This window comes from Nostoc sp. JL31, assembly GCF_017114965.1.
Taxonomy (GTDB): Bacteria; Cyanobacteriota; Cyanobacteriia; order Cyanobacteriales; family Nostocaceae; genus Nostoc; species Nostoc punctiforme_A.
In genome coordinates this window covers 12,898-35,941 of the sequence record NZ_JABXKO010000065.1, presented here as the reverse complement: position 1 = coordinate 35,941, position 23,044 = coordinate 12,898, and the positions used below count along the sequence as shown (strand labels likewise).

41 protein-coding genes are annotated in these 23,044 nt (G+C 41.5%); 7 read left to right on the top strand and 34 right to left on the bottom strand.

The genetic code is table 11. The annotated features are described in order from the left end of the window. Positions 1–252: 252 nt before the first annotated feature. From HWQ43_RS15545 to HWQ43_RS15515, 7 genes are all read right to left on the bottom strand, one after another. Positions 253–1,113, bottom strand: coding sequence for a class I SAM-dependent methyltransferase (locus HWQ43_RS15545; RefSeq protein ID WP_292735290.1), 861 nt, complete (start codon positions 1,111–1,113; stop codon positions 253–255). Between the two features lie 225 nt (positions 1,114–1,338). Next, the gene (locus tag HWQ43_RS15540; protein ID WP_292735287.1) at positions 1,339–3,012 is read right to left on the bottom strand and encodes a hypothetical protein; all 1,674 of its coding nucleotides are present in this window, start codon (positions 3,010–3,012) and stop codon (positions 1,339–1,341) included. Next, entirely contained in the window at positions 3,012–3,299 is a 288-nt protein-coding gene (locus HWQ43_RS15535) for a hypothetical protein (RefSeq protein WP_292735284.1), read from the bottom strand. The genes HWQ43_RS15540 and HWQ43_RS15535 overlap by 1 nt, the downstream gene beginning before the upstream one ends. 4 nt (positions 3,300–3,303) lie before the next feature. Continuing rightward, positions 3,304–3,486 carry a hypothetical protein gene (locus tag HWQ43_RS15530; RefSeq protein WP_292735281.1) on the bottom strand — a complete coding sequence of 61 codons (183 nt, stop codon included), beginning with the start codon at positions 3,484–3,486 and terminating at the stop codon, positions 3,304–3,306. Between the two features lie 11 nt (positions 3,487–3,497). Continuing rightward, complete coding sequence (locus HWQ43_RS15525; RefSeq protein WP_292735278.1) at positions 3,498–3,938, bottom strand: hypothetical protein; 441 nt, start codon at positions 3,936–3,938, stop codon at positions 3,498–3,500. A 197-nt stretch (positions 3,939–4,135) separates the two neighbouring features. Continuing rightward, positions 4,136–4,414 carry a hypothetical protein gene (locus HWQ43_RS15520; protein ID WP_292735275.1) on the bottom strand — a complete coding sequence of 93 codons (279 nt, stop codon included), beginning with the start codon at positions 4,412–4,414 and terminating at the stop codon, positions 4,136–4,138. A 65-nt stretch (positions 4,415–4,479) separates the two neighbouring features. Further along, positions 4,480–4,962 carry a hypothetical protein gene (locus HWQ43_RS15515; RefSeq protein ID WP_292735272.1) on the bottom strand — a complete coding sequence of 161 codons (483 nt, stop codon included), beginning with the start codon at positions 4,960–4,962 and terminating at the stop codon, positions 4,480–4,482. A gap of 176 nt (positions 4,963–5,138) precedes the next feature. Here HWQ43_RS15515 and HWQ43_RS15510 point away from each other — a divergent pair, with 176 nt between their 5' ends. Beyond that, on the top strand, positions 5,139–5,375 hold the full coding sequence (locus tag HWQ43_RS15510; RefSeq protein WP_242065091.1) for a hypothetical protein: 237 nt from the start codon (positions 5,139–5,141) through the stop codon (positions 5,373–5,375). Positions 5,376–5,435: 60 nt separating this feature from the next. Then, positions 5,436–5,918 carry a helix-turn-helix domain-containing protein gene (locus HWQ43_RS15505; RefSeq protein ID WP_292735265.1) on the top strand — a complete coding sequence of 161 codons (483 nt, stop codon included), beginning with the start codon at positions 5,436–5,438 and terminating at the stop codon, positions 5,916–5,918. Positions 5,919–6,007: 89 nt separating this feature from the next. Here HWQ43_RS15505 and HWQ43_RS15500 read toward each other — a convergent pair whose 3' ends face one another. Beyond that, positions 6,008–6,538: a hypothetical protein gene (locus HWQ43_RS15500; RefSeq protein ID WP_292735262.1), complete on the bottom strand. Its 531-nt coding sequence runs from the start codon at positions 6,536–6,538 to the stop codon at positions 6,008–6,010. A gap of 527 nt (positions 6,539–7,065) precedes the next feature. Here HWQ43_RS15500 and HWQ43_RS15495 point away from each other — a divergent pair. From HWQ43_RS15495 to HWQ43_RS15485, 3 genes are all read left to right on the top strand, one after another. Then, the gene (locus tag HWQ43_RS15495) at positions 7,066–7,620 is read left to right on the top strand and encodes a GNAT family N-acetyltransferase (protein ID WP_292735296.1); all 555 of its coding nucleotides are present in this window, start codon (positions 7,066–7,068) and stop codon (positions 7,618–7,620) included. Between the two features lie 14 nt (positions 7,621–7,634). Further along, on the top strand, positions 7,635–8,108 hold the full coding sequence (locus tag HWQ43_RS15490; RefSeq protein ID WP_292735259.1) for a hypothetical protein: 474 nt from the start codon (positions 7,635–7,637) through the stop codon (positions 8,106–8,108). A 194-nt stretch (positions 8,109–8,302) separates the two neighbouring features. Next, on the top strand, positions 8,303–9,052 hold the full coding sequence (locus tag HWQ43_RS15485) for an SDR family oxidoreductase (RefSeq protein WP_292735256.1): 750 nt from the start codon (positions 8,303–8,305) through the stop codon (positions 9,050–9,052). 288 nt (positions 9,053–9,340) lie between these two features. On the opposite strand, the gene HWQ43_RS15480 is transcribed toward HWQ43_RS15485, so the two are convergent. Both HWQ43_RS15480 and HWQ43_RS15475 read right to left on the bottom strand, forming a co-directional pair. Continuing rightward, positions 9,341–9,661 (bottom strand): hypothetical protein, encoded by a 321-nt coding sequence (locus HWQ43_RS15480; protein ID WP_292735253.1) that lies wholly within the window; start codon positions 9,659–9,661, stop codon positions 9,341–9,343. Between the two features lie 10 nt (positions 9,662–9,671). Further along, on the bottom strand, positions 9,672–9,887 hold the full coding sequence (locus HWQ43_RS15475) for a hypothetical protein (RefSeq protein WP_292735250.1): 216 nt from the start codon (positions 9,885–9,887) through the stop codon (positions 9,672–9,674). Between the two features lie 38 nt (positions 9,888–9,925). Between HWQ43_RS15475 and HWQ43_RS15470 the strand changes: the two genes are divergently transcribed. Together HWQ43_RS15470 and HWQ43_RS15465 are read left to right on the top strand one after the other, a co-directional pair. After that, positions 9,926–10,258, top strand: a complete 333-nt coding sequence (locus HWQ43_RS15470) for a DUF5674 family protein (RefSeq protein WP_292735247.1) — start codon at positions 9,926–9,928, stop codon at positions 10,256–10,258. Beyond that, positions 10,255–10,629: a hypothetical protein gene (locus HWQ43_RS15465; protein ID WP_292735245.1), complete on the top strand. Its 375-nt coding sequence runs from the start codon at positions 10,255–10,257 to the stop codon at positions 10,627–10,629. The genes HWQ43_RS15470 and HWQ43_RS15465 overlap by 4 nt, the downstream gene beginning before the upstream one ends. Positions 10,630–10,632: 3 nt before the next feature. Here HWQ43_RS15465 and HWQ43_RS15460 read toward each other — a convergent pair whose 3' ends face one another. From HWQ43_RS15460 to HWQ43_RS15345, 24 genes are all read right to left on the bottom strand, one after another. Then, positions 10,633–11,151 carry a hypothetical protein gene (locus tag HWQ43_RS15460; protein ID WP_292735242.1) on the bottom strand — a complete coding sequence of 173 codons (519 nt, stop codon included), beginning with the start codon at positions 11,149–11,151 and terminating at the stop codon, positions 10,633–10,635. Between the two features lie 13 nt (positions 11,152–11,164). Then, complete coding sequence (locus HWQ43_RS15455) at positions 11,165–11,374, bottom strand: hypothetical protein (RefSeq protein WP_292735239.1); 210 nt, start codon at positions 11,372–11,374, stop codon at positions 11,165–11,167. Positions 11,375–11,385: 11 nt separating this feature from the next. Beyond that, complete coding sequence (locus tag HWQ43_RS15450; protein ID WP_292735236.1) at positions 11,386–11,709, bottom strand: hypothetical protein; 324 nt, start codon at positions 11,707–11,709, stop codon at positions 11,386–11,388. A gap of 329 nt (positions 11,710–12,038) precedes the next feature. Further along, on the bottom strand, positions 12,039–12,272 hold the full coding sequence (locus tag HWQ43_RS15445; RefSeq protein WP_292735233.1) for a hypothetical protein: 234 nt from the start codon (positions 12,270–12,272) through the stop codon (positions 12,039–12,041). A gap of 5 nt (positions 12,273–12,277) precedes the next feature. Next, entirely contained in the window at positions 12,278–12,508 is a 231-nt protein-coding gene (locus tag HWQ43_RS15440) for a hypothetical protein (protein ID WP_292735230.1), read from the bottom strand. Next, on the bottom strand, positions 12,505–12,747 hold the full coding sequence (locus tag HWQ43_RS15435) for a hypothetical protein (RefSeq protein ID WP_292735227.1): 243 nt from the start codon (positions 12,745–12,747) through the stop codon (positions 12,505–12,507). Before HWQ43_RS15435 ends, HWQ43_RS15440 begins: the two co-directional genes overlap by 4 nt. A gap of 67 nt (positions 12,748–12,814) precedes the next feature. Next, positions 12,815–13,114, bottom strand: coding sequence for a hypothetical protein (locus HWQ43_RS15430; RefSeq protein ID WP_292735224.1), 300 nt, complete (start codon positions 13,112–13,114; stop codon positions 12,815–12,817). Between the two features lie 97 nt (positions 13,115–13,211). Then, a complete protein-coding gene (locus HWQ43_RS15425) occupies positions 13,212–13,568 on the bottom strand; it encodes a hypothetical protein (RefSeq protein WP_292735221.1) in 357 nt (118 codons plus the stop codon). Continuing rightward, complete coding sequence (locus HWQ43_RS15420; RefSeq protein ID WP_292735218.1) at positions 13,565–13,828, bottom strand: hypothetical protein; 264 nt, start codon at positions 13,826–13,828, stop codon at positions 13,565–13,567. Before HWQ43_RS15420 ends, HWQ43_RS15425 begins: the two co-directional genes overlap by 4 nt. A gap of 65 nt (positions 13,829–13,893) precedes the next feature. Further along, entirely contained in the window at positions 13,894–14,652 is a 759-nt protein-coding gene (locus HWQ43_RS15415) for a hypothetical protein (protein WP_292735215.1), read from the bottom strand. A gap of 50 nt (positions 14,653–14,702) precedes the next feature. After that, a complete protein-coding gene (locus HWQ43_RS15410) occupies positions 14,703–14,867 on the bottom strand; it encodes a hypothetical protein (protein WP_292735210.1) in 165 nt (54 codons plus the stop codon). Positions 14,868–15,035: 168 nt separating this feature from the next. Next, a complete protein-coding gene (locus tag HWQ43_RS15405) occupies positions 15,036–15,332 on the bottom strand; it encodes a hypothetical protein (RefSeq protein ID WP_292735207.1) in 297 nt (98 codons plus the stop codon). 8 nt (positions 15,333–15,340) lie between these two features. Beyond that, positions 15,341–16,927, bottom strand: a complete 1,587-nt coding sequence (locus HWQ43_RS15400) for an AAA family ATPase (RefSeq protein WP_292735204.1) — start codon at positions 16,925–16,927, stop codon at positions 15,341–15,343. Beyond that, on the bottom strand, positions 16,924–17,175 hold the full coding sequence (locus tag HWQ43_RS15395) for a hypothetical protein (RefSeq protein ID WP_292735201.1): 252 nt from the start codon (positions 17,173–17,175) through the stop codon (positions 16,924–16,926). Before HWQ43_RS15395 ends, HWQ43_RS15400 begins: the two co-directional genes overlap by 4 nt. Before the next feature lie 42 nt (positions 17,176–17,217). Further along, positions 17,218–17,424 (bottom strand): DUF2997 domain-containing protein, encoded by a 207-nt coding sequence (locus HWQ43_RS15390; RefSeq protein ID WP_190946551.1) that lies wholly within the window; start codon positions 17,422–17,424, stop codon positions 17,218–17,220. Positions 17,425–17,426: 2 nt separating this feature from the next. Beyond that, entirely contained in the window at positions 17,427–17,876 is a 450-nt protein-coding gene (locus HWQ43_RS15385) for a DUF1257 domain-containing protein (protein ID WP_292735196.1), read from the bottom strand. A 113-nt stretch (positions 17,877–17,989) separates the two neighbouring features. After that, a complete protein-coding gene (locus HWQ43_RS15380; RefSeq protein WP_292735193.1) occupies positions 17,990–19,057 on the bottom strand; it encodes a hypothetical protein in 1,068 nt (355 codons plus the stop codon). 167 nt (positions 19,058–19,224) lie between these two features. Further along, positions 19,225–19,494, bottom strand: coding sequence for a hypothetical protein (locus tag HWQ43_RS15375; protein WP_292735293.1), 270 nt, complete (start codon positions 19,492–19,494; stop codon positions 19,225–19,227). A 139-nt stretch (positions 19,495–19,633) separates the two neighbouring features. Further along, positions 19,634–19,906 (bottom strand): hypothetical protein, encoded by a 273-nt coding sequence (locus HWQ43_RS15370; RefSeq protein WP_292735190.1) that lies wholly within the window; start codon positions 19,904–19,906, stop codon positions 19,634–19,636. Beyond that, a complete protein-coding gene (locus HWQ43_RS15365) occupies positions 19,881–20,084 on the bottom strand; it encodes a hypothetical protein (protein WP_292735187.1) in 204 nt (67 codons plus the stop codon). Before HWQ43_RS15365 ends, HWQ43_RS15370 begins: the two co-directional genes overlap by 26 nt. Positions 20,085–20,264: 180 nt before the next feature. Then, positions 20,265–20,510 (bottom strand): hypothetical protein, encoded by a 246-nt coding sequence (locus HWQ43_RS15360; protein WP_292735184.1) that lies wholly within the window; start codon positions 20,508–20,510, stop codon positions 20,265–20,267. Positions 20,511–20,685: 175 nt separating this feature from the next. Next, positions 20,686–20,952: a hypothetical protein gene (locus tag HWQ43_RS15355; protein ID WP_138506138.1), complete on the bottom strand. Its 267-nt coding sequence runs from the start codon at positions 20,950–20,952 to the stop codon at positions 20,686–20,688. A gap of 137 nt (positions 20,953–21,089) precedes the next feature. Beyond that, on the bottom strand, positions 21,090–21,461 hold the full coding sequence (locus HWQ43_RS15350; RefSeq protein ID WP_292735175.1) for a hypothetical protein: 372 nt from the start codon (positions 21,459–21,461) through the stop codon (positions 21,090–21,092). Between the two features lie 880 nt (positions 21,462–22,341). Further along, positions 22,342–22,668, bottom strand: a complete 327-nt coding sequence (locus tag HWQ43_RS15345; protein WP_292735172.1) for a helix-turn-helix transcriptional regulator — start codon at positions 22,666–22,668, stop codon at positions 22,342–22,344. Positions 22,669–23,044 lie beyond the last annotated feature (376 nt).

Here is a 23,044-nt window from a genome sequence, read left to right as displayed (position 1 = left end):
CCCAGCCATACACAGATACACCCCTCTCATACGAGAAGTAGATTACCATATTTCGGTATTAGTGGGATAGGTTCAATGAAAAAAGTCATGAATTTGACCATGACTTTTGGTGCAAATAAATGATTCGTTTTAGTCTATGATATTTTTTTATTGATTTATTTTCATCCGATTCAGGAGCCAGGATTCAAAATTCAGTGATGAAAGCCCTCAAGGTGAAAGCGACGGCTGGGCTGATTTATTCTTGGCAAGTGCCTAACCTCTCACAGGTGCTTTGCGGGCAACATGAACAGCAGAAAGAAACTCAAGTTGTACGCTATCTCCAAATTTTTCTAGCTTCTCTCGCAATCCTACGCATAGTAACTCTTTGGCTTGTGGCTCTACTCTGTGCAAGGTAATCAAAAGCTTGAGGTAGTCATCAATGCTATAGGTGACTTCACACGCGGTTTGCTCGACAACCAACTCTTGAAAACAATTGGAGTCTAAAATCTCTTGTTCAAAACCCCTCAAAACCTCCGCTTGAACTTCTGCACCGTCATATCGGGCAAATGAGGGAGCATAAGCTTGATACACTTCCTCTAGAACTTGGTAAATTTCGTATTTCGGTTCTGGGGTCAGATTCCATAGCAAAATAAGAAAACCGTTATCGCACATTGCCGATGCTACCTTGGTATATCTAATCTCTGGCGGTATCCAGTGAAAGGAATTGGCTCCTAAAACCGCATTGAACTGTTTTGCTTCTAGTTCCCACTCCTCAAATGAAGTATTGCAAATTGTAACTTTTGGATATCGATCACAGTTGTGTTGTGCCAAATGATAAAAATCCTGGTTTGGCTCAATACACGTCATTGAAAAACCAAATTGAGCAAAAGCCACCGTCGCATTTCCTGGACCACAACCAACCTCAAGAATCGACGCATCTGAGTCAAGTTGGGCTAAAGCGACAGACCGATCAATTAATTCCTTCGGATAGTGTGGTCTTGCGTTGTAATAAACATCAGCAACAGGAGAATACCAAGTCCTTCGCTGTTCCAAATCCATAGAAGCTCTGGCATTTATATCTTGTCTAAAGTTTTGCATAAACTGAGGCGTGTCAGCGATGAAGTCAAATTTCATTTTAGAACCAGCAAGGGATCTGTCAAAATTTTTATTAAGGTTATTTTGAGTATTTTAACTGATTGACAAAAGGCACTTTATTTTAACCTTTATTAGCAACATCAAGAGAAATAGATTTCGACCAAGACATATTTACCTTCCACCCAATCCCGGAAAAAACTTACTCCAAACACTTTGCTCCTTTGACGCTAATTCTTCTGAGCCTAAAACATTCTGTAGCCCTTGCTAATTACTCTGAATCTCCCGCATATTAAGAGAATGAATCGTCTGGGCTAACTCTGGATTATCTTCTAACAATTCAGCCTCAAAGCTTAACTCCTGCTGCAACAGTTGGGCATTTCGCCGTAAGAACATCTGCTGATTGTGTCGTTGTCTGATAAGGGATTCAGTCAGGTGTAATTGTTCTTCAAAACTCAAATTGTCGTATTCGTTATACATTTTCTGTTTGATTTCTTGGAAATGCGGTCTTCTTCCTAATTCTGCTGCCCATTTTCTAATTTCTTCATACCAGTCAGTCTGCTGCTGCGAGGATTGCTGATTATTTTTAGAACTATGAACAGTGTCACTATTCGGTTTGGAATCTTGTTTTTGTTCCAGACCTTTGATATCAAATTCCGGGATTAGAGCAACAAAGGGATTAGACCGAGTGGGAATCACCAGGGCATATCGAACTCCGGCTTTATCTAACAGTTCGCAAGCCTGTCGCAAGACTTCCAATATCTCCTTTTTAACGTTTACGAAATCCTGGGGATGGTCAAGGATATAACTCGATGTCTGCCCCATTGCAATAAAGCAAACATTTTTCAAGGACGGGCGACTAAATCCAGTTTCCCCAGAAAGTGGGGACTGGCCCATGAATAGACCATGACCTTTTAACCCAGCAGTGAATTTGATGATATAGTTCCAAAAACCTTGCAAATCTTTGGCTGTATCAGCATCAACCATTCCCGGAAGTCCCTTGCCGCCACCATAAACACTATCAACTTCATCCTGGGCAAATAATAATTCCGGGACACCGTGACATTCACCACCAACTTTTGCAACTCTTGCTTTCTGCTTGTCAATTTGGTCTGTAGCAAAGGTAATCCAGTTTTTCAATTCTTTCATGCCGTCAAACTTACGGCTGAACTTGCACAACCATCTGGTGACATCATCCTTTGGATCGCTGCCAATCACAATTGCTGATGTTTGAGATTTTGCAGCAATTTTGTTGATAATCACTCCTGCTAAAGTTGATTTGCCAGACTGTGTACCACCAGAAATGTAAAAGTGGTGATTACTGCGAAGAGTCATATCTTGATTAGATGCAGCATTACACAGTTCATCAATCCAAGCACCATCAATTCTGATGTAACCAGGATAATTTGCTGCTAGGGCTTGCAGAATTTTCATCGCACCCGGATTAATCACCGACTGCACCGATTCTTCATCAATGTCAGCAATATCAGGATTAGGAATCCCAGTCGGTGAAGGTGATTGTTGTGCTGGTGGTTCTGGGAGTGTAACCAACCCTTGCAACTGATATTCAGCTATCCACCGGGGGCGCTCACTAACGGGCAGGCGATTCACATAATCAGCAACTCGGCGTTTAGCTGCGATCGCAGTTGTGACATAATCATAAACAGCTTCACCTTGTAAATTAGCTTTAAGTGATTTCAGGTCAGCTTGTTCTAAAGAGTGATAAACTTTTTGCTTGCTTTCACTGATTTGGGCAGATACTCCAAATAAGCCAGCACTCACTGTTCCAGCACCAAGTAGCATCCCGGTTGTGATTCGGTCAGTGTTTAAGAAAAAAGGAGCAGACAGACACATAACTGCACTCGCTCCTAAAGAACATAAGATAGTCCGTTCTGCATGAATCACCCCACTGGCAGTTAGACGTTGTAATTCAAATGGCATTACCTCACCCCCAAAGCGACACCAGCTGCAACTAAGGTCAAAAAGACAAACAGAAATATTACTCCAGGCATTAACCCAATGGTGAAAGTCTTGCGGTTGAAGCCAAAACCTTTGACGACTAAGCCAGCGAAGTTAAACAACCCCACCGCCAAGCCACAAATACAAATCATGCTGATGATCCACACTAAGAATTGACTGACTGGGCTGGCAACTGATAGAAAACCCATTAACATTGACAGCCCGACTCCAGAGACGGCATATCCAACGAAAGATAGTTTTATCTGCATAATCTTAATAAAGGAAAAATGTAACTGATTTAGGTTCGTTACCCTCAAATGAGGTTGTCCAATTTAGAGTTTTTCCTTCTGTGTTCATCTGCTCTTTGATTTCCAAAATATTCTTTGGCATTTCCTCTAAAGTGACAGATTCTTCTGGTTTGAGGTCTTTGATATTTTGTTCTTGTTGATTTTTCATATTCTTCTCCTTTAGAACCTAAAGCTATCACCCACTTCATCAAATGCTTTTTCGTATCCTCCAAGTTGACGCTGCTGTTCCTGTGAACCGAAAGCATGACGAATTACCGCCTCCCCATGTAACGCCCTGGTTCGCTGCAAATCTTCCTCAACCTTCATGGCTTCTTGGGAATATGCCAATTGGTTTTTATACATTTCTGTCAGAGATTGCAACTGTTTGAGCTTGTGCCGGGAGAACTTTGTATGTAACCACTTCTGTGCTTTTAAAGTACCAGCTACTTCTGCTTCATCCAGAACCTGCTGTGCTGTAGTGTAAGCTGGCAATGTGTAGCGTTCGCAGATTGATGAAGGGAGATTTCCTTCAATTTGGGTAGCATCCCCAACTCTTAAATCCGTTGATACTACTCCATTACCTTTACCGCCAAATAAACCAGGAAGCCATTTCCCTAACATTCCTTTCTCCTCTCTAACTACTAATTAAAGAATTCAGAAGCCAGAAGTCAGGAGCCAGAATAAAGAATTGTAGTACTGAATGAACAGGCTATAAAATATTGAATTTTCACTTTTCAAATCTACCTATTCAGTTCTCCTGAATTCTGACTCCTGACTCCTGACTCCTGTGTATAAGTCTGCTGAACTTGTTGTACCTGTTAGCCGATATATCGGGTTATGCCATATATGCCCATGAATGAAAACATTAAAACGGTTATTGCTGCGATCGCTGTTTGAGCCATCATTCCCCGTTGCATCAATTCCTCAATCTGTCTATTGGACTGCGATCGCACTCTCGACTCATCAATAATTTGCTGGACTACCAGGAATTCTTCTGTTGTCAGGTTTTCTAGTGTCAGCCCTGACAGATTCAATTCCCCGTCCTTCTTCAGGTGAATATTTAATGCTTTGCGATGGGTTTGGTCTTGTTGCTCCATATATTGCCACGCCCAAAACGAGGGTTAATAGCAGCAGATTCAGTACTGCTGCTAATTCAATCAATTTATTCGGCTGCATTTGTTGGGCTAATACCGAAAATACCCGCAACGAGTTCGTCACCGATTGCACGAAAGGAATCTACGTCAGCTTCTTCCTCCATCGCCTTTTCAACAAACTTACTCACCACGTCCTTGGGGGCATTGCGAATCTTCGATAACAACTGGTCAGCTTTATCAGTTGTGTAAGCATCAATCCCGACGTTAAGGACATCCTCCAAGGATTGAATTTCTTGATTTGAAACCTGGGATGCATGAGCGATCGCTCCTTGCAATGGAGGAACAAATTTACGGCGGGGTGAGTTTTTACCTAACTTGCCTCCCGTATTTTTGGACTTGCCATTAGCAGTGGTCAGAGCAGTTGATTTCTTGGCTTGTGCAACTTGAATTGCCACTTCTTGGGCTTCGGCATCATTCAGATTATCAACATCCATGCCAATAGCTGATGCGGCGGACAAAATATCGCCCTCATCGAACTCAATCCCTTGCAAAGTGAGTATTTGTTTAATTTTCTCTATATTGTTTTGTTTCTTATATGGTACTACACCACTAATATAGCCTATATTGGCTTCATATCACATAAGAACCCAAAAATGTTTATTTGTAGGGTTCTTGTCCCATAACCAATCTCATTTGATAATCTGGGTGATTAAATATGGATGCAACAATGCCTAGAACAAAAGCGCAGGGAATGACCAGAATTGAACTTTACGTGCCAACAGCACTATTTGAAGAAGCAGAAGAACTGGCCGAGTTTGAGGGTTGGAAATTATCAGAACTACACCGTGTATTTTGGGAAAACGGTTTTGGCGTTTATGTTGAACGCAGTAATAAGAGAATGATTAACAAACGCTTGAGAGAGAAAATTTCCCCTGACGTTGCCAATCAGGGAGAAGAAGAGTAATTTTCGCGCCCAGGTTAAACCTGGGCATTGTTGAAGTGAAGGAAGCAACAAAATAAAAATATGCAAAATATTGAAGAAGCATACAGTCTTGCTTGCGTGAAAACAGCTTGTGAACATATTTTAGGTAAGAATATTTGTCAAAGAACTTGGCGTAACTGCCTAAGAATATGTGGTGTTCAGCCTTACAAGAGAGAAGTCAAGGTCAAAGAGTGCTGCTATTTATTAGGACTGATATATCTGAAACGTCAAAACCCTTTCAAAAAGTATTCTTTATCTGACGTTTCATTGTTACTGATGAAGGATAAAGCACGATTTACCAATTTTGGCATTGATTTAGAAAATCTGGAATTTCCACTTTTAGGGCGAGAATTACCGGACTATATCTATGAGCAAATAGGCTACAAAGTTAGTTTGCAAACCCTCTACCGTTGGGCATCTAAACGCCGTATTCCTTTCTCTAAGTTACGCATCATTAACCAAAAAGAATTGAATCGATGGCTAGAATTAGCAATCAAGTATAGTGAACGCGTAGTAACTACTTAGCTTTTTTAATACATTCACTCTTCGACCATCATTAGATTTTTTAATGAACTAGTGTGCCATTAGATTGACTTGCTGCATGTCAATCTATGTCAATCTAATGGATTTTGCTCTAGATACTGGCGCACTCCCGCGCTCATAGCTACGAGGTTTGGTTGTATACTTTTCCCTAAAAAATCTTCGACTACATGAGCAATTGTACTTGTGAGAAAGAATGGTATTCCCTTGATTTGTTTCGCGTCAATCACTAGTTCACCACGGCTTTCAATTACTGTACTATTACCATCTTGCAAAAAGCGATTTTTGCCAAAACACTTAACTGCTTCTGTAAAAGCGTGAGTTTCAATACGCCATTCAACTGTCAAATCTGCCTGATTCCAGGTATTATATTCTGTCCAAGAAAGCATATCTTCACTGAGCAGAACTCTTGCTGCTACTGGAATTTCACTACCACCGTGCCATTCATTAACAGTATAAATATTACTGCCTACTTCCCTACGTGATAAAAGTGTGATCTGACGCACGTTTGGCATATAGGGAACTAGCTCAACTAGTTTGTCCCGATAGGTAGGATAAACCAGGGAGCGTGGAAAAGGAATTTTGGTATCAGCAGAGATGAGCATTAATTCATACCATATTTAAATAGAGACACAACGGCGAATTACCAAGAGTTTAGCGATGGCGTAACCGCCCACCGGAGGCGATCGCAACTGAGGTGTTTTCTTTGGTTGCTCTGCCTGAATTTTAGTTAATACGTCATCTATATTTTACTGTCGCATCGGATCACAAAGCGGCACAAAAAAGCAGCAAGGTCTGCCGTGACATCTAAAAGCCTTACTGTGTATAGATGTCACAGAAAGTGGCAAGATTGGGTAAAACTCTAGAACCCTTGCTATTAAAGGAATGTCACAAAAAGCGGCATAGTTAAATTATGAACATGGTGTCATTTGAAAGCACTCAAAGCCATACAGGATGGGTGTCACAAAGGAAGCGGCAGAGTTGAAGAAAAAAATAGGGATGAAAAAAAGCCCCGAAAACAGGGCTTTTTTATGAAGTGGGATCGAGAGTCATTGTTTTCTGGAGCTAGATAGACGATTACGCTGCTGATTGATGGTATTGATACAATTAGTTTATGGGTAATTTTGGTGCAATGCTTCCTTTGGTAAAACTAATTCGCGGTCAAGATAACACGATTGTGGAAGCAGATTTAGTGGAGCTATGGCAAAAGCACGTCGATGATTATGCCAACAAGTGGAAAGAACAATTAAAACTGCACGAGCAATCAGATAAATTTTGGGACTGGGAGTTTAAACTGGAGTTTGTCATTAATAGACAAGCAAACCGCGAAGGCTATGCGATTGAATACGAAGATGAAACTCAAGGATTAATGCTGATTGAAACCCAAATGCACGGTTCTCGTCTACAAGAGGGAAAACGCTTGGTATATATTGATGGCATAGCTACCGCACCTTGGAATCGGTTATATATCCAACGTCCGCCAAAATTAAAAGGTGTTGGAACTGCATTTTTGGCGTTTGCCAGAACTCGCAGTTTAGAGCTAGGTTATGAGGGCAGAGTAGGGTTACATTCACTACCGGGAGTAGAAGAATTTTATGATAACCAAGGCATGATTGATATCGGAGAGGATGAAGATTACGATGAACTAGTTTATTTTGAGTATGGAGTTTTTCGTTCTCCTGTATGAGGTAGTAAAGCTAAATGAGTCAATTATTTGATGAAGAATCTTTAAGAAAAAGTGTTGAAGCTGAGGATAAAGTTGGTGGCAACATTGGGGCTGGATTAGATTGGAGTTCAGCATTTGGCTCCTTAATGGGTAATCTAGAACTTTTGGGACGTTTCACAACGTTGCGTATTTCTCTAAATAGAGAAGTGCGGTTGCTGGTGAATAATTGGAATTTAGGCACAGCTACGAAAATTGCTGTAAAAACTGCAAGAGAAAGAATACTTGAAAAGTTTAGATTGCCCACACCAGAGGTAAGAGAACACATACTTGCTACTCTGGAAAATGATGAACTTTATGGTGAAGAATTCATTTCTAATCGAGAGATACTGCGCGAACTGCTTGGGTTGTTGTTAAGACAAGAAGATTGGGAAACCATTGCAGCAGTTGCAGCAGATTCGTTAAAGAAAGAAATTATACATCAAGCGGCTAGTGAAAAAATTTCCGCATAGTCAAGCTCATCGCAATAATCCTATTTGAATTATTTTTTTGTTTTGCCAACAAGTGTGTGCTGTTCATCCTAGCCTTTCTTCTAGGTTCTCAACGTTTAAACTTTGTGAGAGGATTAACCCAGTATTTAAACTCAGCTTAAACATCTTGTTCTGAAATGTGATCTAAATTCATCACTACACAGGAGTGCTTAATCATGGCGCAGGACGAACTAAAGAAGAAAGTAGCTTTGATTACTGGCGCAAATAAAGGTCTGGGACTGGAAATGAGTCGTCAACTTGGACAGCATGGATTGACAATTCTGATAGGGGCCCGAAACTTAGATGCAGCTAAAACAGCAGCGAGTAACTTAGAGAACGAAGGAATAATAGCTCACCCAATTGCCCTGGATGTTACTGATAGTACTCAAATTGAATCTGCTGTTCAACAAATTAGTAACTCTTTTGGGAAACTTGATGTCTTGATCAATAACGCGGGTGTGTTTTTAGATGGTGATTGGTTAACCAGTAATGCTAGTTCTATTTCTGTAGACATTATTCGACAGACATTTAGCACCAACTTTTTTGGCTTAGTGGAATTAACTCAACGAGCATTGCCGTTAATATTGAATAGCCCTAGCGGTCGAATTGTGAATATGTCGAGTATTGAAGGCTCGTTAACACTTCATGCTGACCCCAATTCATTCATCTATGATTCCAAACCATTTGCTTACAATGCTTCTAAGGCAGCAGTGAACTCATTCACGATTCATTTGGCTCATGAGTTACGCAATACTCCGGTGAAGATTAATAGCGCTCATCCGGCTTGGGTAAAAACGGAATTAGGTGGTGAAGGTGCAATGATGGACATCGCATTAGGTGCGAAAACTGGTGTTGAATTAGCGATATTGCCAAATGATGGCCCCAGTGGTGGGTTTTTCCATCTTGGTGAACCAGTAGCTTGGTAACTTATCTTACAGCTTCAAGCCGTGGCATAAGTTATTAGTCATGACGCTAATTTCTCACGATTTTCGTACAATTGATACTATTGACTATTGACCAAGACGGTAAATGGCGATTTATCCCATACATTGAAGGAATGGGATAAATCGCCGTCTTTTGTAAAAAGTTAAGCATTACTCTTCTAACTTCTAACTCTGACTTTTCCATATCTCTTCGTGGAAAGTCAAAAGTCGGCTCTAACTCCGATCAAATCATTTATTATTAGAGGTGCTTCTTAGTACGTGAATACTGATTTAAGCATTAGATATTGCCCCCATTTGGTGTTTGAGAATTTGTATTTTACGCTGATATGCTTCAATCTCAGCTTCAAGTTCAGCACGTAATTCAAGTGATGTAAGTAGATGAATTTTCTCCTCTTCAAGATGTGACACTTCTGATAAATCGTTTTTATCTAGGACAGCATAACGCCAAGATTCGTTACATAAGCCAGTCAGTAGATTATTGGGTGGGTAATACTGAACCCCTACAATCATCCCCTGCTTGGTTCTTTGCCCTAACGAGTATTTTGGTGATGTCCAATGATTGGGAATAGTGACAACTTTTGAAGTTTCCATACGATTACTCCTATCCTTGTTTTGACTGTGTTTGTACTACTCGCTGCTGTCTTTTCTCTACCAAAACCTGACCAATAGATCCCCCAGTACCCAGCCCAAATATTCCTGTCGCAATCATGTACATTGCATTCTTGCCAAAAAATTGCACTCCTAAATATCCCACAGATATAGCCGCTAATATGCCAGCGAGACTTACAGCAATTACTTGTGCTTGATTCCGTTCCATAATTAGAATGCCTTTCCTTGATAGAGGTTATGATTTGAATGATTTTGCTATTACGTAATCGCGCCACCTCTCAACAAATAGAACAAATGCTTACTGAACACAAGTTCTACATCAAAACAGTAGTCGATATCGAACGTCTTGTGTTGGTTGGTGGTGGCGATCTGCACGCTGATTGCGAAAAAGAGCTATTGAAAGACGGTAGTAGACAACAAGATATTTGGGCTGCCAGTTTTATGCCTTTGACTGGGAAAATAATTTTTGAATCAATGGTTAATCTTCGTCCCCGGCAAAATAGATCAATGGAGATTTTAGACCCTAATATTAGAGAAAGGGTTGCTCAACTTCTTATCGAGTTCTTAGGAAACTTATGATCCAAATGACACCAGAGCAGAAAAATTTTACACAAGATGATGTGACTACTCGGTTGCATCACTTGGCAAATCATCTATCGCAAATTCAGTCTATGTGGGTTGGAGACTCATCAAGGGATTTGATGCTGCCTTTGGTAAAAGAAAGTAGGTACTTTATTGAGTGGACTGTACCCGACATGGTAAAAGCAGAGGACATTGACCGAGCCTGTGAGTTAGTTGATTTAGTTCGTTTGCTGACTAATTGGCTGTTTGATTGGGAGAACATTTGGTCGGATGCCGAACAAAAGCAATCTGCTTCTCTTGAAACTTCATATTGGTTACGTCGGGTTTTGGAAATATCACGTACAGAACCGGAATCACTCAGTGCCTGATCTCTATGAAGTCTGACGTTGTTTGACTAGCACCGATCGCAAGTACTGCCGACAAGCTGCTTCTCCCCGATAAATCAGAATACGAAGCGCTTGTACTTCCTGTATCGGAGAAATACAAATTTCGGCGATGGCTGGAATCAAATTCTGTTGCGATACCACATAGTCTTTATGGTACTGCTCTAATTCCTGAATCTTAGAGTTTAACTCCTGTATCTGTCGCAATGCTTTTGTTAAAGAAGATTCTTTGTTTTTAGAGCGATTATCCAGAGTGAATGTCATGTTGTTGCTCCTATGTAAAACATGATTAGATTTATGGTTTTCACAATCGACGCATTGATCACCAAGCAGCCGTGGGGATGAACATCTGTTATCGTTGTTTTTTGGTGGTTCGTGCTTAGATAACAAAGCCCCGAAGTCATGAATCGTTACTGTTGGTTTTGGTTCAGGTTCGGGTTTTGGTTTCGACTCGATTACGAGTTCAGGACTACCCAAACCAACTGCATTTTTAATTTCCTGCTCCATGTTTAGATTCTCCTTATTGATTAACTTGCTCCACCTCATCAATTGCGTCAACTATTTCTCCCAAAATACTGAAAGCATCGTTTAGCACAACATCATTTGAGGTAGAAAAGTGTTCTGACGATTGAATTTTACGATAATCTTGACTACTCCCCACAAGCCGCAACGTATATTGACATCCTTGTAAGATGGCTCGGATTTCTTGTGTAGTTAATTTAATTTCCATCGTTGTTCCTACTAAAATTTATCTCGTTGAATGCTGAAACTCGCTCCAATCAAAGCACTGCCCAAGAAGCCTGAAAAACTAACTAACATCATCCCCAAGCAAGTCTTTTTCTGATGCTGCCAATGTTGAGAACTTGTAGCAATCTCCATTCCCCAGCACCCTATCGCCCCTACTCCCGCAAATCCGGTAAAAAGTAGGGATACAATTGCAGTTGTTTCTATGATGCGGTCGAGAAGAATTCTGGGGTTAAATCTTTTTCGAGTCCGACGAAGAACTAACTTACTTTTATTATTTGAAGGCAAATATGATTGATGAGTTACTTTCTGTGTTTTCATTTTGCATCCTCCAATTCAATAAAATACCCTGCACCAGTATTGCTAATCTTTACCTGTCTTTGATTGACCAAGGTTTGAATAACTGACAAACTGAAGTTAATATGACACAATCGAGCGCTACCCCCGCAATGACCAAGATACTGTAGGCATAGTGAGGACTGGTCAGTAGGGGTGGGGTAAGTTGATTTTCTTGGCATAATCTTGACTATGACTCTATGATTTTGAGATGATGTGAATTGAAAAAAATTCCCTGTCCAAGTGGCATATCTGAGAAATGAATACTTTTAGCGATCGCACACTGATGATTGAATGCAATCGCGCTTTCAGTTTTAATCTTTGGCCTTATGCTGTTGAATCAAAGCCAGCACAATGTTTGGAGTTAAAGGACTCCAACGTGGTTGGCTAAAACGTTGACCATCCCAATTAAATTGCACTAAAGAAAAATCTTCTAGTTCTTCGTTTTTACTTATTTTATTGCGAGGATAATGCTCGACAAATAGAAAATTATCCCCCAAATAGCGACGAGCCGATAACACAGTATTCTGGTATTTTCGCCAAATCAATGTAGCTAGACCTCCGCAGAATTAGTAATGCTTGTCCCCGTGTCTTGTTCATCTAAATCCGAACATAAGACAATGCTCGGCATGGAATATGCTTGATAAATTCGCAGATAACATTTACTATCCCAGTACTTTGGATTACTTTGCTGTAGTTCATGTCCCGCTCCTTTCCAAACGAAAATAGTGTCAAGCACTAAGCTAGGTGAATCAAGATTAATATTTGTAGTTTGAGTAGTCATAGTCTTCCTGATCTGACATCGCAATAAGTTGTACACTCACGTCGTAGCTGATTATCAAGAGAAAGCCAATTGATAATTACTTCAGCCCTGGCTCTTTTGATGTAAAGTTCTTGCAGAACTCTATCTCGAAGAGTTTCTAATCTCGCTGCTTCTAGGTAATTCTTCTGCAAAAGCAAAAGCTTGTGTTGATCATGAAGTGGATCTACTTCTGTTGTTACCTCAGAATCAAATTGCTCCATAACAAACGCGCGAAGATAATCATATTCGTTCAAGAATTTTTCTCCCTCTTATATTGGATAAATTTTACTAATAATTCGAGTTTTCTCCGATACCATATTGCCATTTTAGAAAACTGACAGGAGTACAGATTTCCTGCCAATCGTAAGCTCCCATTGGTGCATTCCAATCTTGTCGGTATTCCTCTTCAAAATACCCCAGTTCCCAATGCCAATCGTCATATTCTGGCTGTGATTCCCATCCAAAACAGAGAGCAACATTTACTTTAATCAGATATAAAAACTTAATCATCCATCCGCCACTATAATCAGAAATAAAATCGTAAAAATCTTCTAGAAAGTGTTCATTTGTTAATGCAATTAAATCCATTCTTGACTAAAGATTCATCTGCTTATTTCCTCTACTTTGTAATTCATTGTGTACAGTTTTACGATAGGGGCTATATTTAAAGTCCCCATTTTTTACCTTAATCAGTAACAGTCCGGGTTGTTGACAACAATACCCGTGTTTGTTGTAGCTGCTTGTACTCATCCCAATTCCTCGGATTATGAGGTGATGAGATTGATTCTTCAAATTCCCAGTTTTGAGAATTGGTGTCGAAAAACTCAATGGCTGCATCAAAACCACACTGCAAAAATCTGCTGTATGATTCTTCCGAACAAAGAATTGATTCAACAATTGCAGTCAAGAGTTTGAGGTTGGTTTCAGTAGCAGCACCTTCTTTGTGGAGCCATTCAATTGTTTCTATTAGCTGTTGTTTAGCAGAAGCCGCAGTAGATTCTGGTAATGCTGCGATGGGAATAAAGCCTGTCAATTGTTTCATAAGTCCTCCATGTCACCGAGATCAGCCGCTACTTTGCGCTGAGATTTGGCTTTACTAATTTGGAATTCGTTAGCTTTAATCACAGGCATTGCAGCCTCTTTGACTGCTGCTTTTGCCTGATGATAAAGGAATTGAACTACACCGTCGGCATCTTCTTCCTCCTCGACTTGTGCCCAAAGCGAACAACCTAATTCGATTGATTCATAATTGCCCAAGTTAAACTTTCTCGAATAACTAATGGAGACAGTACCGATTTTCATTGGTTGATTTTGCTGCTAGTTTATGTAGTGGCGACTCAAAGGTGAATCGCCGTTGTAATGTCTAATTACTTCCGTTTCCCTTGCGGTATTGCTGCCTGATTCTGTCCTTGCAGAGATGCCCGTGCCTCAGTCTCCGAAACCGGGGGTAATGCTGGTGCAGTGACAGCATTCGATGCCCAACGCTCGTAGGTATCATTTGTCACCCAGTGCAGTGTTGCCCCAGATTCCGCACCAGAGCGAATCATTTCGGCGGCTTCGAGCGCATCCTTCTCAAAATCAGATTGGGGATTACGATAGCTCCACTGAATAAACCAGTACGTTCCAAGCGTTCCTTCCACTTTTTGAAATTCAGCGCAGAAAATGTAGTTTTTCAGTACCGAAGCGATCGCACCGAAGCAGAACTCTTTGGGATCTCCGGGCATCCCTTCCTCGCACCACTGCTGGAAAGCGCGATGGGCAAAGTGGTTGTACAATCCAGCAAAATTGTCTTTACTGCGGCGGTGGATCAGGAAAGAAAGCAACATTGAAGCTGGCCCTTTAAACTGGTCTTTGAGTCCGCCAGCTACCGGAATTACCCAGAGTTCAGTAAATGGCTCGTTGGTGAAGTTCTCGTTGATAGTCAAGGCACGGTCAGGGCGGGAGATTGCAATTGCAAAGTCAGCCTTGTTACCTTTGAGATATCCTCCGGCTTGTGCTTCTAGAATCGTCAACTTTGGAGGACAATCGAGAAGAAATTGCCCGTACTCTTTAGCGCAATTCGCTTGTAGTTTCGGTTGGCTGGGTGGAATGAGAAAGACGCTGTTGTTGATTTTGATGGTTTCCATAATTTCGTTGTTGTTGCTAAAAATTGCGTTGATACTGGATAGTGTTCGACTTAGCTATTTATGACAATGCCAGGAATTGTTTTTAACTCGTATTTCAGAACTTCGATTTGATATAGTCGCTTTTTAATCTCTGCTTCTAGAAGTGTTTTCAATTCCTGGGATTTGAGCAATTCAATCTCGTTCTCTAAGTGATTTTCCTTTTCAATAGAATTCATGTCAGGCATGACTAAATAACGCCAGCCTTCATCGTATTCGTGAGCTAGAAGACTGTTGCTTAGGTAATACTTGATGCCGATGATAATTCCCTGTTCTGTGTTCTGTGTGTTGCCCTAAATTGAAGCGGGGGTATTTCCAACCGTGTGGAATTGATATTGTTGGTTGCATTATTCTGCCTCCTGATTAAACTTGACTTCAACGATTTCTTCGACACAACCCATAACCTCGCCCAAGTAATGCAATGTATCGCCCACGTGAGTTGCTGCTTCTGGGTCAATCTTTTTATCCGCAATTAACAAGAGCCAGTTTTCATCTTGAGCGATCGCCTGAATCTTTACGTAGCACGAGTTAAATTCTTGTAGGATTCCTATCGGTTCCATTGGTTTATTCGATGAATTGTGGTGTTCTATTTGGATAAAATTTAAGTTTGCTCCTTGCCACACAGGTGGGTTTGCCCTACCCACCCGTTTCCTTACACTGCAACCAAATGTTTCGCTTTGCTAGCTCGTCGTGCGGTGGATGCCCAACCTTGCATACGCTCAACTGCCGCAGCGTCCTGAATCGCAAGCGGGGTAATGGTTTGACGACAGGTTTCGAGGTCAGCAAGTGTTACCTGCTGCGGTCGCCCTTCATCGAATGCCAGCAGAGCAGCTTCCGAAGCGAGGGTTTCCAGTTCTGCTCCTGAAAACTTTGCGGTCGAAGCTGCGATCGCCTCCAAATACTCCGATTCCAGGTGAATACCAAAGCGTTGTAGATGAATCCCTAGAATCTGTAACCGTTCTGGCTCAGTGGGCAAATCGACGAAAAAATTTTCATCGAAGCGGCCTTTCCTCTTTAGCTCACTTGGCAGTGCAGAGGGGTCATTGCAAGTTGCCACGACAAACACACCACACTGTGATTCGGACATGAATGTAAGGATATTGCCCAGAATCCTCTGTGAGACTCCACTCGTGTCACTAGTACCGGACAAGGCTTTCTCGATTTCGTCAATCCACAGGACGCAGGGTGCGATCGCCTCGGCAGTCTTTAAAGCCCGTCTGACATTGCCCTCTGATTCACCAACTAAAGAACCAAGAAGAGACGCAATATCTAGCTGGAGTAGCGGTAGATTAAGGATATTAGCAATGTTTTTAGCCAATAATGTTTTACCTGTACCGGGTGGGCCAGCCAGCAACACACCTTTTGGTTGAGGTAGGTGTAGCTCACGCGCCTCTTGTGTGAACAGCCGCCGCCGCCGATTGAGCCACTCACGCAACAAATCCAGTCCTCCAAAGGAGATGCTAGCAGGCTTGCCCAATTCAATACCCATTTGAGACAACAGCCGAGTTTTATACTCGACTGCTTGGGGTATGAAATGACTATCAATTAAAATCCCATCTGATGTTAGATTGTGTTTGACAGTTAACCGCAGGAAGTCGCTAATCTCCTCCAGGGTTAATCCCAGAGCAGCACGAGAAAGAGATTCAATTTCACTTTTATTAAGGGAAATAGTGAAAGTCAATTCCTGTTCAATAGCTGACTGTTGTAGGTCATGCAAATAAGAATTGATATGTTCAAGTATTTGCTCAACTCCTGGTAGAGGAATTTCACAATAAGGGATTAAGCGTACAAGTGACTCGTGTAATTGAATGTTTTGACCCAGCAGCACAATGCGTTTATCAGTCGGTTTGAGACGATGGTAGAGATTTTTTACCTTGCTAACAACCTCCCAAGATAACGAAGGCGAATTCTTCCCAATAAACGAGTGAATATCACCTAAGATAAAGATTCCATCAGCACTAAAGTTAGCAATGTAGTCAAATACAAATAGTAGTGGATCAGCCTGTGGAGGTTTTTTGTACTCTGCAACTGGCTTAAACACCAATCCCCCATCTGCTGCGATTAAACATTGTTCTAAGGTTGATACCCCCAGATTCCAGAAGAATACTGGACTTGATAGCTTGCTAGATACCTCTGTAGCCAGCCACTGAATAATCGTCGCTTCATCAGGAGACAAGACATCAACCGCAGCAATGGGGATTTGTGAATCGAGTGTGGAGAGCAGATTTGAGAGTTTCATTGTTTTTGATAAGGTAGTGGAGCTAGTTCATCGTGAGTATTAACAAGTCTCACGATTACTTCATAAACTTCGGCATCGCCGTCAAAAACTTCTGCTGTACCGTTGTTCTCTTGGTAGGCAATCGCTGTTACTATTGCATTCAAAAGTACGCACAAACCCTCTGTACTAGCTTTGATGATCACGGGTTGTCTTGGTTTTTGCTGGGCGTAAACGTGAACAAATGGGTATTCTTTAGGTAATTCGTTCATGATTGTTTTTGAGGGGGGAACTTGTTGATTCCCCCGTGTTGATTACTGACGCAGGCGTGTTTGACTACTGTTCGTAGTGCGAAGCTGTGGTGCTGATTCTTCTTTGAAAATGCGATCGCCCTCCACAACCCCAAGTGCCTCTTCAAACGGTTGTGTAGCCGATAAACAACTCAGCCCCTCGAATCCCTCAGCCTCCACTCGGACTTCACCTGTAGCATTGTCAAAATGAATCAGTATTGAACGTTCCATATTCATCTCCTCACGTACTGTTGAACTTCTTGATGTCCGGCAAAAGTTAGGCGTAGGGTTTGCACACTTCCGCTAGTTGATTCAGCGATCGCACATTCACCGAATTGCTCTTGTAACTCGGCAGCTTTAGCTCTCACCAAACGTTTACCGTAAGCCAACATCAACTTGTTACTAAAGAAGTCTTGTCCCAACTTCGGAACTGTTTCATAACTGTCGTGTATTACGTCGTACACGCCGCTTGACTGATTCCACTTGAATCCGATGTCTGCACGGGCTTTTATGGTGCGACCAGAAACTATAATTTCAGCACTTTGTCCTTGAGAGCCACCGTAGTATCCTTTTAGTGATTGTGCTGCTTCATGTACTTGCGGATTCAGTTTCAAATCTTGTAAAGCTTGTACCAGACATTCACGGTTAGCAAGCTTGGTTTTAACTGTTGAGAAATGTGACATGAGAATTTTGTTCCTATAGTAGTAGTAGTGCGGTATTCTTTTGAGGTGTATATGTATTTCTTGTTTAAGATGCTAGTCTTGAGCGAATGCACACTCGCCCAAGACTGGTTTCTTTACCGGAACTTAAACGACATCACGGTAGCTTTCGATAAGCCCACGTCGTCAGTCGCAAGTGATTGTAGATTGCGCTGTTCGTCTAACAACTTGATCCGAATTTCTTCCATCTTTTGCTGTAATTGACTGCGCCTATCACTGGCAAGATTCTTAGCTTCAATCGCTGGGTCGGTGACAATCGAATCCAAATGCTCCATCATCTGCTGTAAACTGCTGCCAGCTTCCGGTGAGGCATTTGCCAGTAACACCCGCACTTTCATCAGGTGTTTTTCCATCTTTTTTTTGAACTGCACCGGCTTACGTCCCGGCTCCCAATCGCTCAACTCTTCAAGCAACTGCGCGGCTAGTTGTTCACCGCCAGCTTGAGCAGATTCCCTCAATTTCTGCTCCAGGTTACTATCGTATTGCTGGATAAATTGGGTAATCTGGTCTAAACACTCGGCTTGCTGCTGATTGAGTTGTTCAGAGAGGGCAGGAATAATCACCGGACGACCAATAACAACTTGCAAATAATCTTCGAGATCGGTCAGAGTCGGAAATGCTCTTAACAAGTTAGCTTTGACTGATTCTTGCTTATCCTGTGCTAATTCCCAAGTGTTAAGCGAGAGGAACTGATCAATTCGCTCTTGATAATCTTCGAGTCCCGCTTCGTAATCAGCTTTTAATTGATTGCGTAAACCAGGGGCGATATTATCCCTAATATTAATTAACTGGTTCCAAACGAGTGGAGCTAAATCAATCGGACAAATCCAATCACCAGTATCAGCAGACATCCACTCTTGAACCGAAGCAATTTCTTGCCTTAATTGGGCAGCAGCTTCATCCAACTTCTTGAATACCTTAATACCACGCAAACCGACTTCAGAATTTGTGACTTTAACGAGGTCTGATTCTGAAACTTCAGCTTTTAGCACATCTGCCCATTTAGAAGCAGCAGACTTCGTACTTTTCTTTAGCTGAATGCGAAACCGAATACGGGTTTTATTTAACTGTGAGAAATTGTGGCGCTCGACTACTGCATCAGTCAGGAAATTCGCAGCAATAGGGTTGTCGATTACTTGTACCATGATTATTGACCTCAATCATTATTTTTCACTTTCGATTAAGCGAAGCTTTCTTTGTGAGTATTTCTCAACTTGTGAATGTCTGTAGTAGCTCTATAGATTACTTTTGTAGAGCTATTTTGTAACCTAATATGTCTTTTAATGACTGGTGGTTTATGTATGGACATGGCTTAAAATAGCTGAAGTTGCTGTGAATTATCCTGTACCACAGGCTTGTTATAAGTCATGCCTTCGACTTCATAACAGCGAGTCATAAGTTTGTTTCGATTTAGTCGAAAGCTGGCTTTTTTTCTTTGATTTGGCAGAGGTACAAATAGATACTGTGGATGTTGTATACTACCTTTATCACCCAAATATCGGGAAAGTGTACCGTTGATTTGGTAAACTTTCGATGAGCTTAACAGTGTTGTATCGTAAACCTTAATTAAATTTAATTCCATCTTATTAGCAGTGAAGTGTGTCATAATTTATCGTGGAATCGATTTTTCTCTCCGGTCAAACTGATTAAATGTGACTGGAGAGTTTTTCACGCATAATTCGTTACCTTTGCGTTAATTATTGATTGAGAATGACAGAAGATTACAGATAGAAATGCTCGAAAATCAGATTTAATTTTGACTTTGATTCATCTGATAAGGCGTTAAAATCAAACTCTTCAGAGTCCCAAACTTCATCAAGACTTGTAGACTCATCGATAATGTTGGCAATCAAGCTCGATTCATCGTCGTGCTTCCAACCATTTGCTAAAAGCCACGGCAGAATTCCTTTAGATTGCAATAGTTTCTCAATGTCGAATGAGTCAGAAAACTGCTGTAAGTTTTCGAGGCTAGGGAGAACGATTGTTATAGTCATTTGTTGTTGTGAGTACATAGCACAACAAGCTGTAGACAAGGCTTAAGCAACTTCTAATTACAGTTGCCCAAACCCTGTTTACAACGATTTCAAACGCAATCTCATTCGCCGCTTTTGTTACAGCTAAAGCCTGTTTACTGACCTCTCGCCACTCTGTTTGCTCATTGTAGGATGCCATCACTAATTCCGACCCAACCCACACCCGACAGAACAACACGCTTTCATCGCTTGTCCCTGGAGTAGGCTGTAGTGTAATCGGAGAATATAGTTGTTCTGGTCTGAGTGTTGCGATCGCCGCAAGTATGCACTTTGAAAAATGGGTATCGTAGCCTGATTCTAAGATATACGTCCGGTCTGCTTAGATAGTTATCAGTAACTTGCAGGTTTCTTTTTTGCGGCGTTCTGTATTCTCAAATCGCAGTTCTTTTAGATATCCAGTTAAGGCAGTTTGAGGGACATCACTTGGTTCACTATTTAGTGTGTACCACAGTCTTCCGTGCTGACGATTGCAGTAGATTTTACAACTGCCAGCTTCAGAGTGCAATCCTAGTTTTGGCTTATTGATTGCTGCGACTAACTGCTTGAGTAGTTCCTCTTGACGCATTAAGGCAGCAAGTAATTCGGCATTTTATTGAGGGTTCATTTGTTTGTACCAAAAGCATTTTCACTTTCGCATTGGCGCAGCCGTTGATTTCAGATGTATCAAGTGCAGAGCTAATAAAACAGCGCTCTTGTTACTACAAAAGCGCCTCAAAACTTGGTAATTTGTATTAAGTGAACTATTCTTCTGGGCTGTTTCTCTGACGCAATAACCTAAGAACTTCTTCTAAGCCTGCGTTTAAGTTTCTCAGATCAGATTTCATTTCTCTAATATCTGCTTTCACTTGCCGCATATCCGAAGCTAAACCAGTGGCTAGTGTCATTGTTTGAGCAATGGCAGTCTGAGACGTTCCAATGGTTCCTGCTTGAATTTTTAGGTTTGTAACATCTTGTGTCAGTTCATTGAGGCGTAGGTAAATATCGTCAAATCTAACATCGTCTGTCATCTAAACCTCCTTCCTGACATCCTCAACTATAATTTTAGCGGTATCACTGTGTCATCTCGTCATCTATTGAGCGAGGCGTAGCTAAAAACATAAAACAGCAGGTGCGACCGAATCAACGGTCGCGCCCACCATTTCACTTACGCCGCCATTCCCTCTATCCGCGCAAAATCGCAGTCTGTGAACCCACCGCAATCAAGGGACTCGTCTGAGGGTGGCTGATATTGCCGTAGCTGTTCCCATTCGTCAGCCGTCAGTTGGTCAAACGGCTCAAACAGCTTATTCAGCAGTTCCTCACGAGATGGTTGCGTCAGTTCTACCATCGACAATACCCACACCGCATCAAATGCAGAATCACACGGAATTTTATGTTGATGCACTGAAGTTGCCCGAATAACCCACCATCTGCTGTCAGTACAGCTTACTTCGCCAAGCTTTTGATCCTGGTCGTAGATACCATAGTTTAGGATTTCAAACCCGTACTTTTCGCATTCATCAGCAATCTGTACCATAATTTCATTCCCCGTTGTAGCGACTGGGGTTTCTTCTTCTTGTATGGGCAGTGTTCCGCGCTGGTAATGCCATGTGATATAGCTGTGGCATCTTTTAAAAGTGTTCGCGCGGTGGATCTCCTCACCATTGACCATCAATCCAAGGTTGTGTTAGATCATCGTCGTGGGTAATGCTAGCTACGAGCTTTTAACCCTCTTTTGTCACTTTCAGAAAATAATAATCGAAGCAACATTCTGAAACTTTTATGTAGCCCAGCTTTGAGCTTTTATTTTCTAACAGTAACTCAAATTTGTAGCCAAAACCTGGAGATGTAAGCCCTGAAAGGCTTTCAGCGATTGGGTTCTACCAAAGTGACAAAAGAGGGTTAACCTACATAGAATTCGTGATCTTCAAACGAAATCTCTACTGATCTCAATTCTTCAACTGGTTTAACGCAAGAGGTTACAGTTGTTGTTTGTGGCATAATAGTTATCTCCGTAATAGGAATAAAGGCGATCGCAGATTTCTCAGGTCAGGCGATCGCCTTTTGATTTGTGTACTAATTGACGTTGTGGCTTGCCACAACACCTCATTCTAGAATTGGCGAAGCCTCATATTTGCTTGCTCCTAGCCAGTGACTGGAGCTTGCTACAGCAGCATATCTCTTGATCGGGCGGCAGTCGGCAACGAGCTTCAAAACGACTTTCGTGCTGCTGTGGCAACTTTTTATTTGGAACCCACTCAGCCCTTACCTTACTTCACCAGCCTTGACTATTCGCTGCTTCCGCTACCTGGGGGCTTTGTTTTCTGCTCACTTTTTTCAAGGTTCAATTTAGCTGGGAGGCTACTACTTGGTTCCTCTCCTATAATTAATATATTAGTCTATCTTGGTTAACATTGTCAACCATCGTAAACAGAAAATCTGTAGATTTTTACAATTTCTTGAACAGGGATAGATAACACTTCGCAAATACCCTGCGCTATCTCTAAGGAAATAATTGAATATTTACCACTTAATAATTTAAATATGTTTTGGTATGAGCAAGCTACGCCTTTATCTTGTAAGGCTTGCGCTAGCGTTCTTGTGGACATAGCTCCTCTCTTTCCGCCTTTTTCTTCCATTGCTTTTTTTACAATGTCAATTTTTTCGGCGTTCCATTTGATGTATGCCACATCGCTGATGTCCACTGACAAAACCTCTACCTGTTTATTAACCACGGTTGACATTAAAATCCTATGCGTCTACCATAGTTTATGTCAATCAAGGCTTTTGCTATTTGAAACACCCACTCAAAGCCATCGCTTGCCTATGTGCAATGCGAAGATTTCAGCCTGCGCTCTTGAGCAATGCCAGAGCAATCGCATACGCTTGTACACGATTGCTGATCGGGTCAACCTAATCAAATTGGGAAAGCCTACTTAGTATTACAACGTCAACAAGGAGATATTGTCGGAGCTTTGTACTATCCTAATTCTGAGTTTAGTTGCTTTACAGGAAAACAGAATAACAACACAGTTTCTGCTAAATCACTTAGTTACAATAAAGCAAAAACTGAAAAAATGAAAATTAATCTATCCAATTTTCATCAAATCAAACTTATTA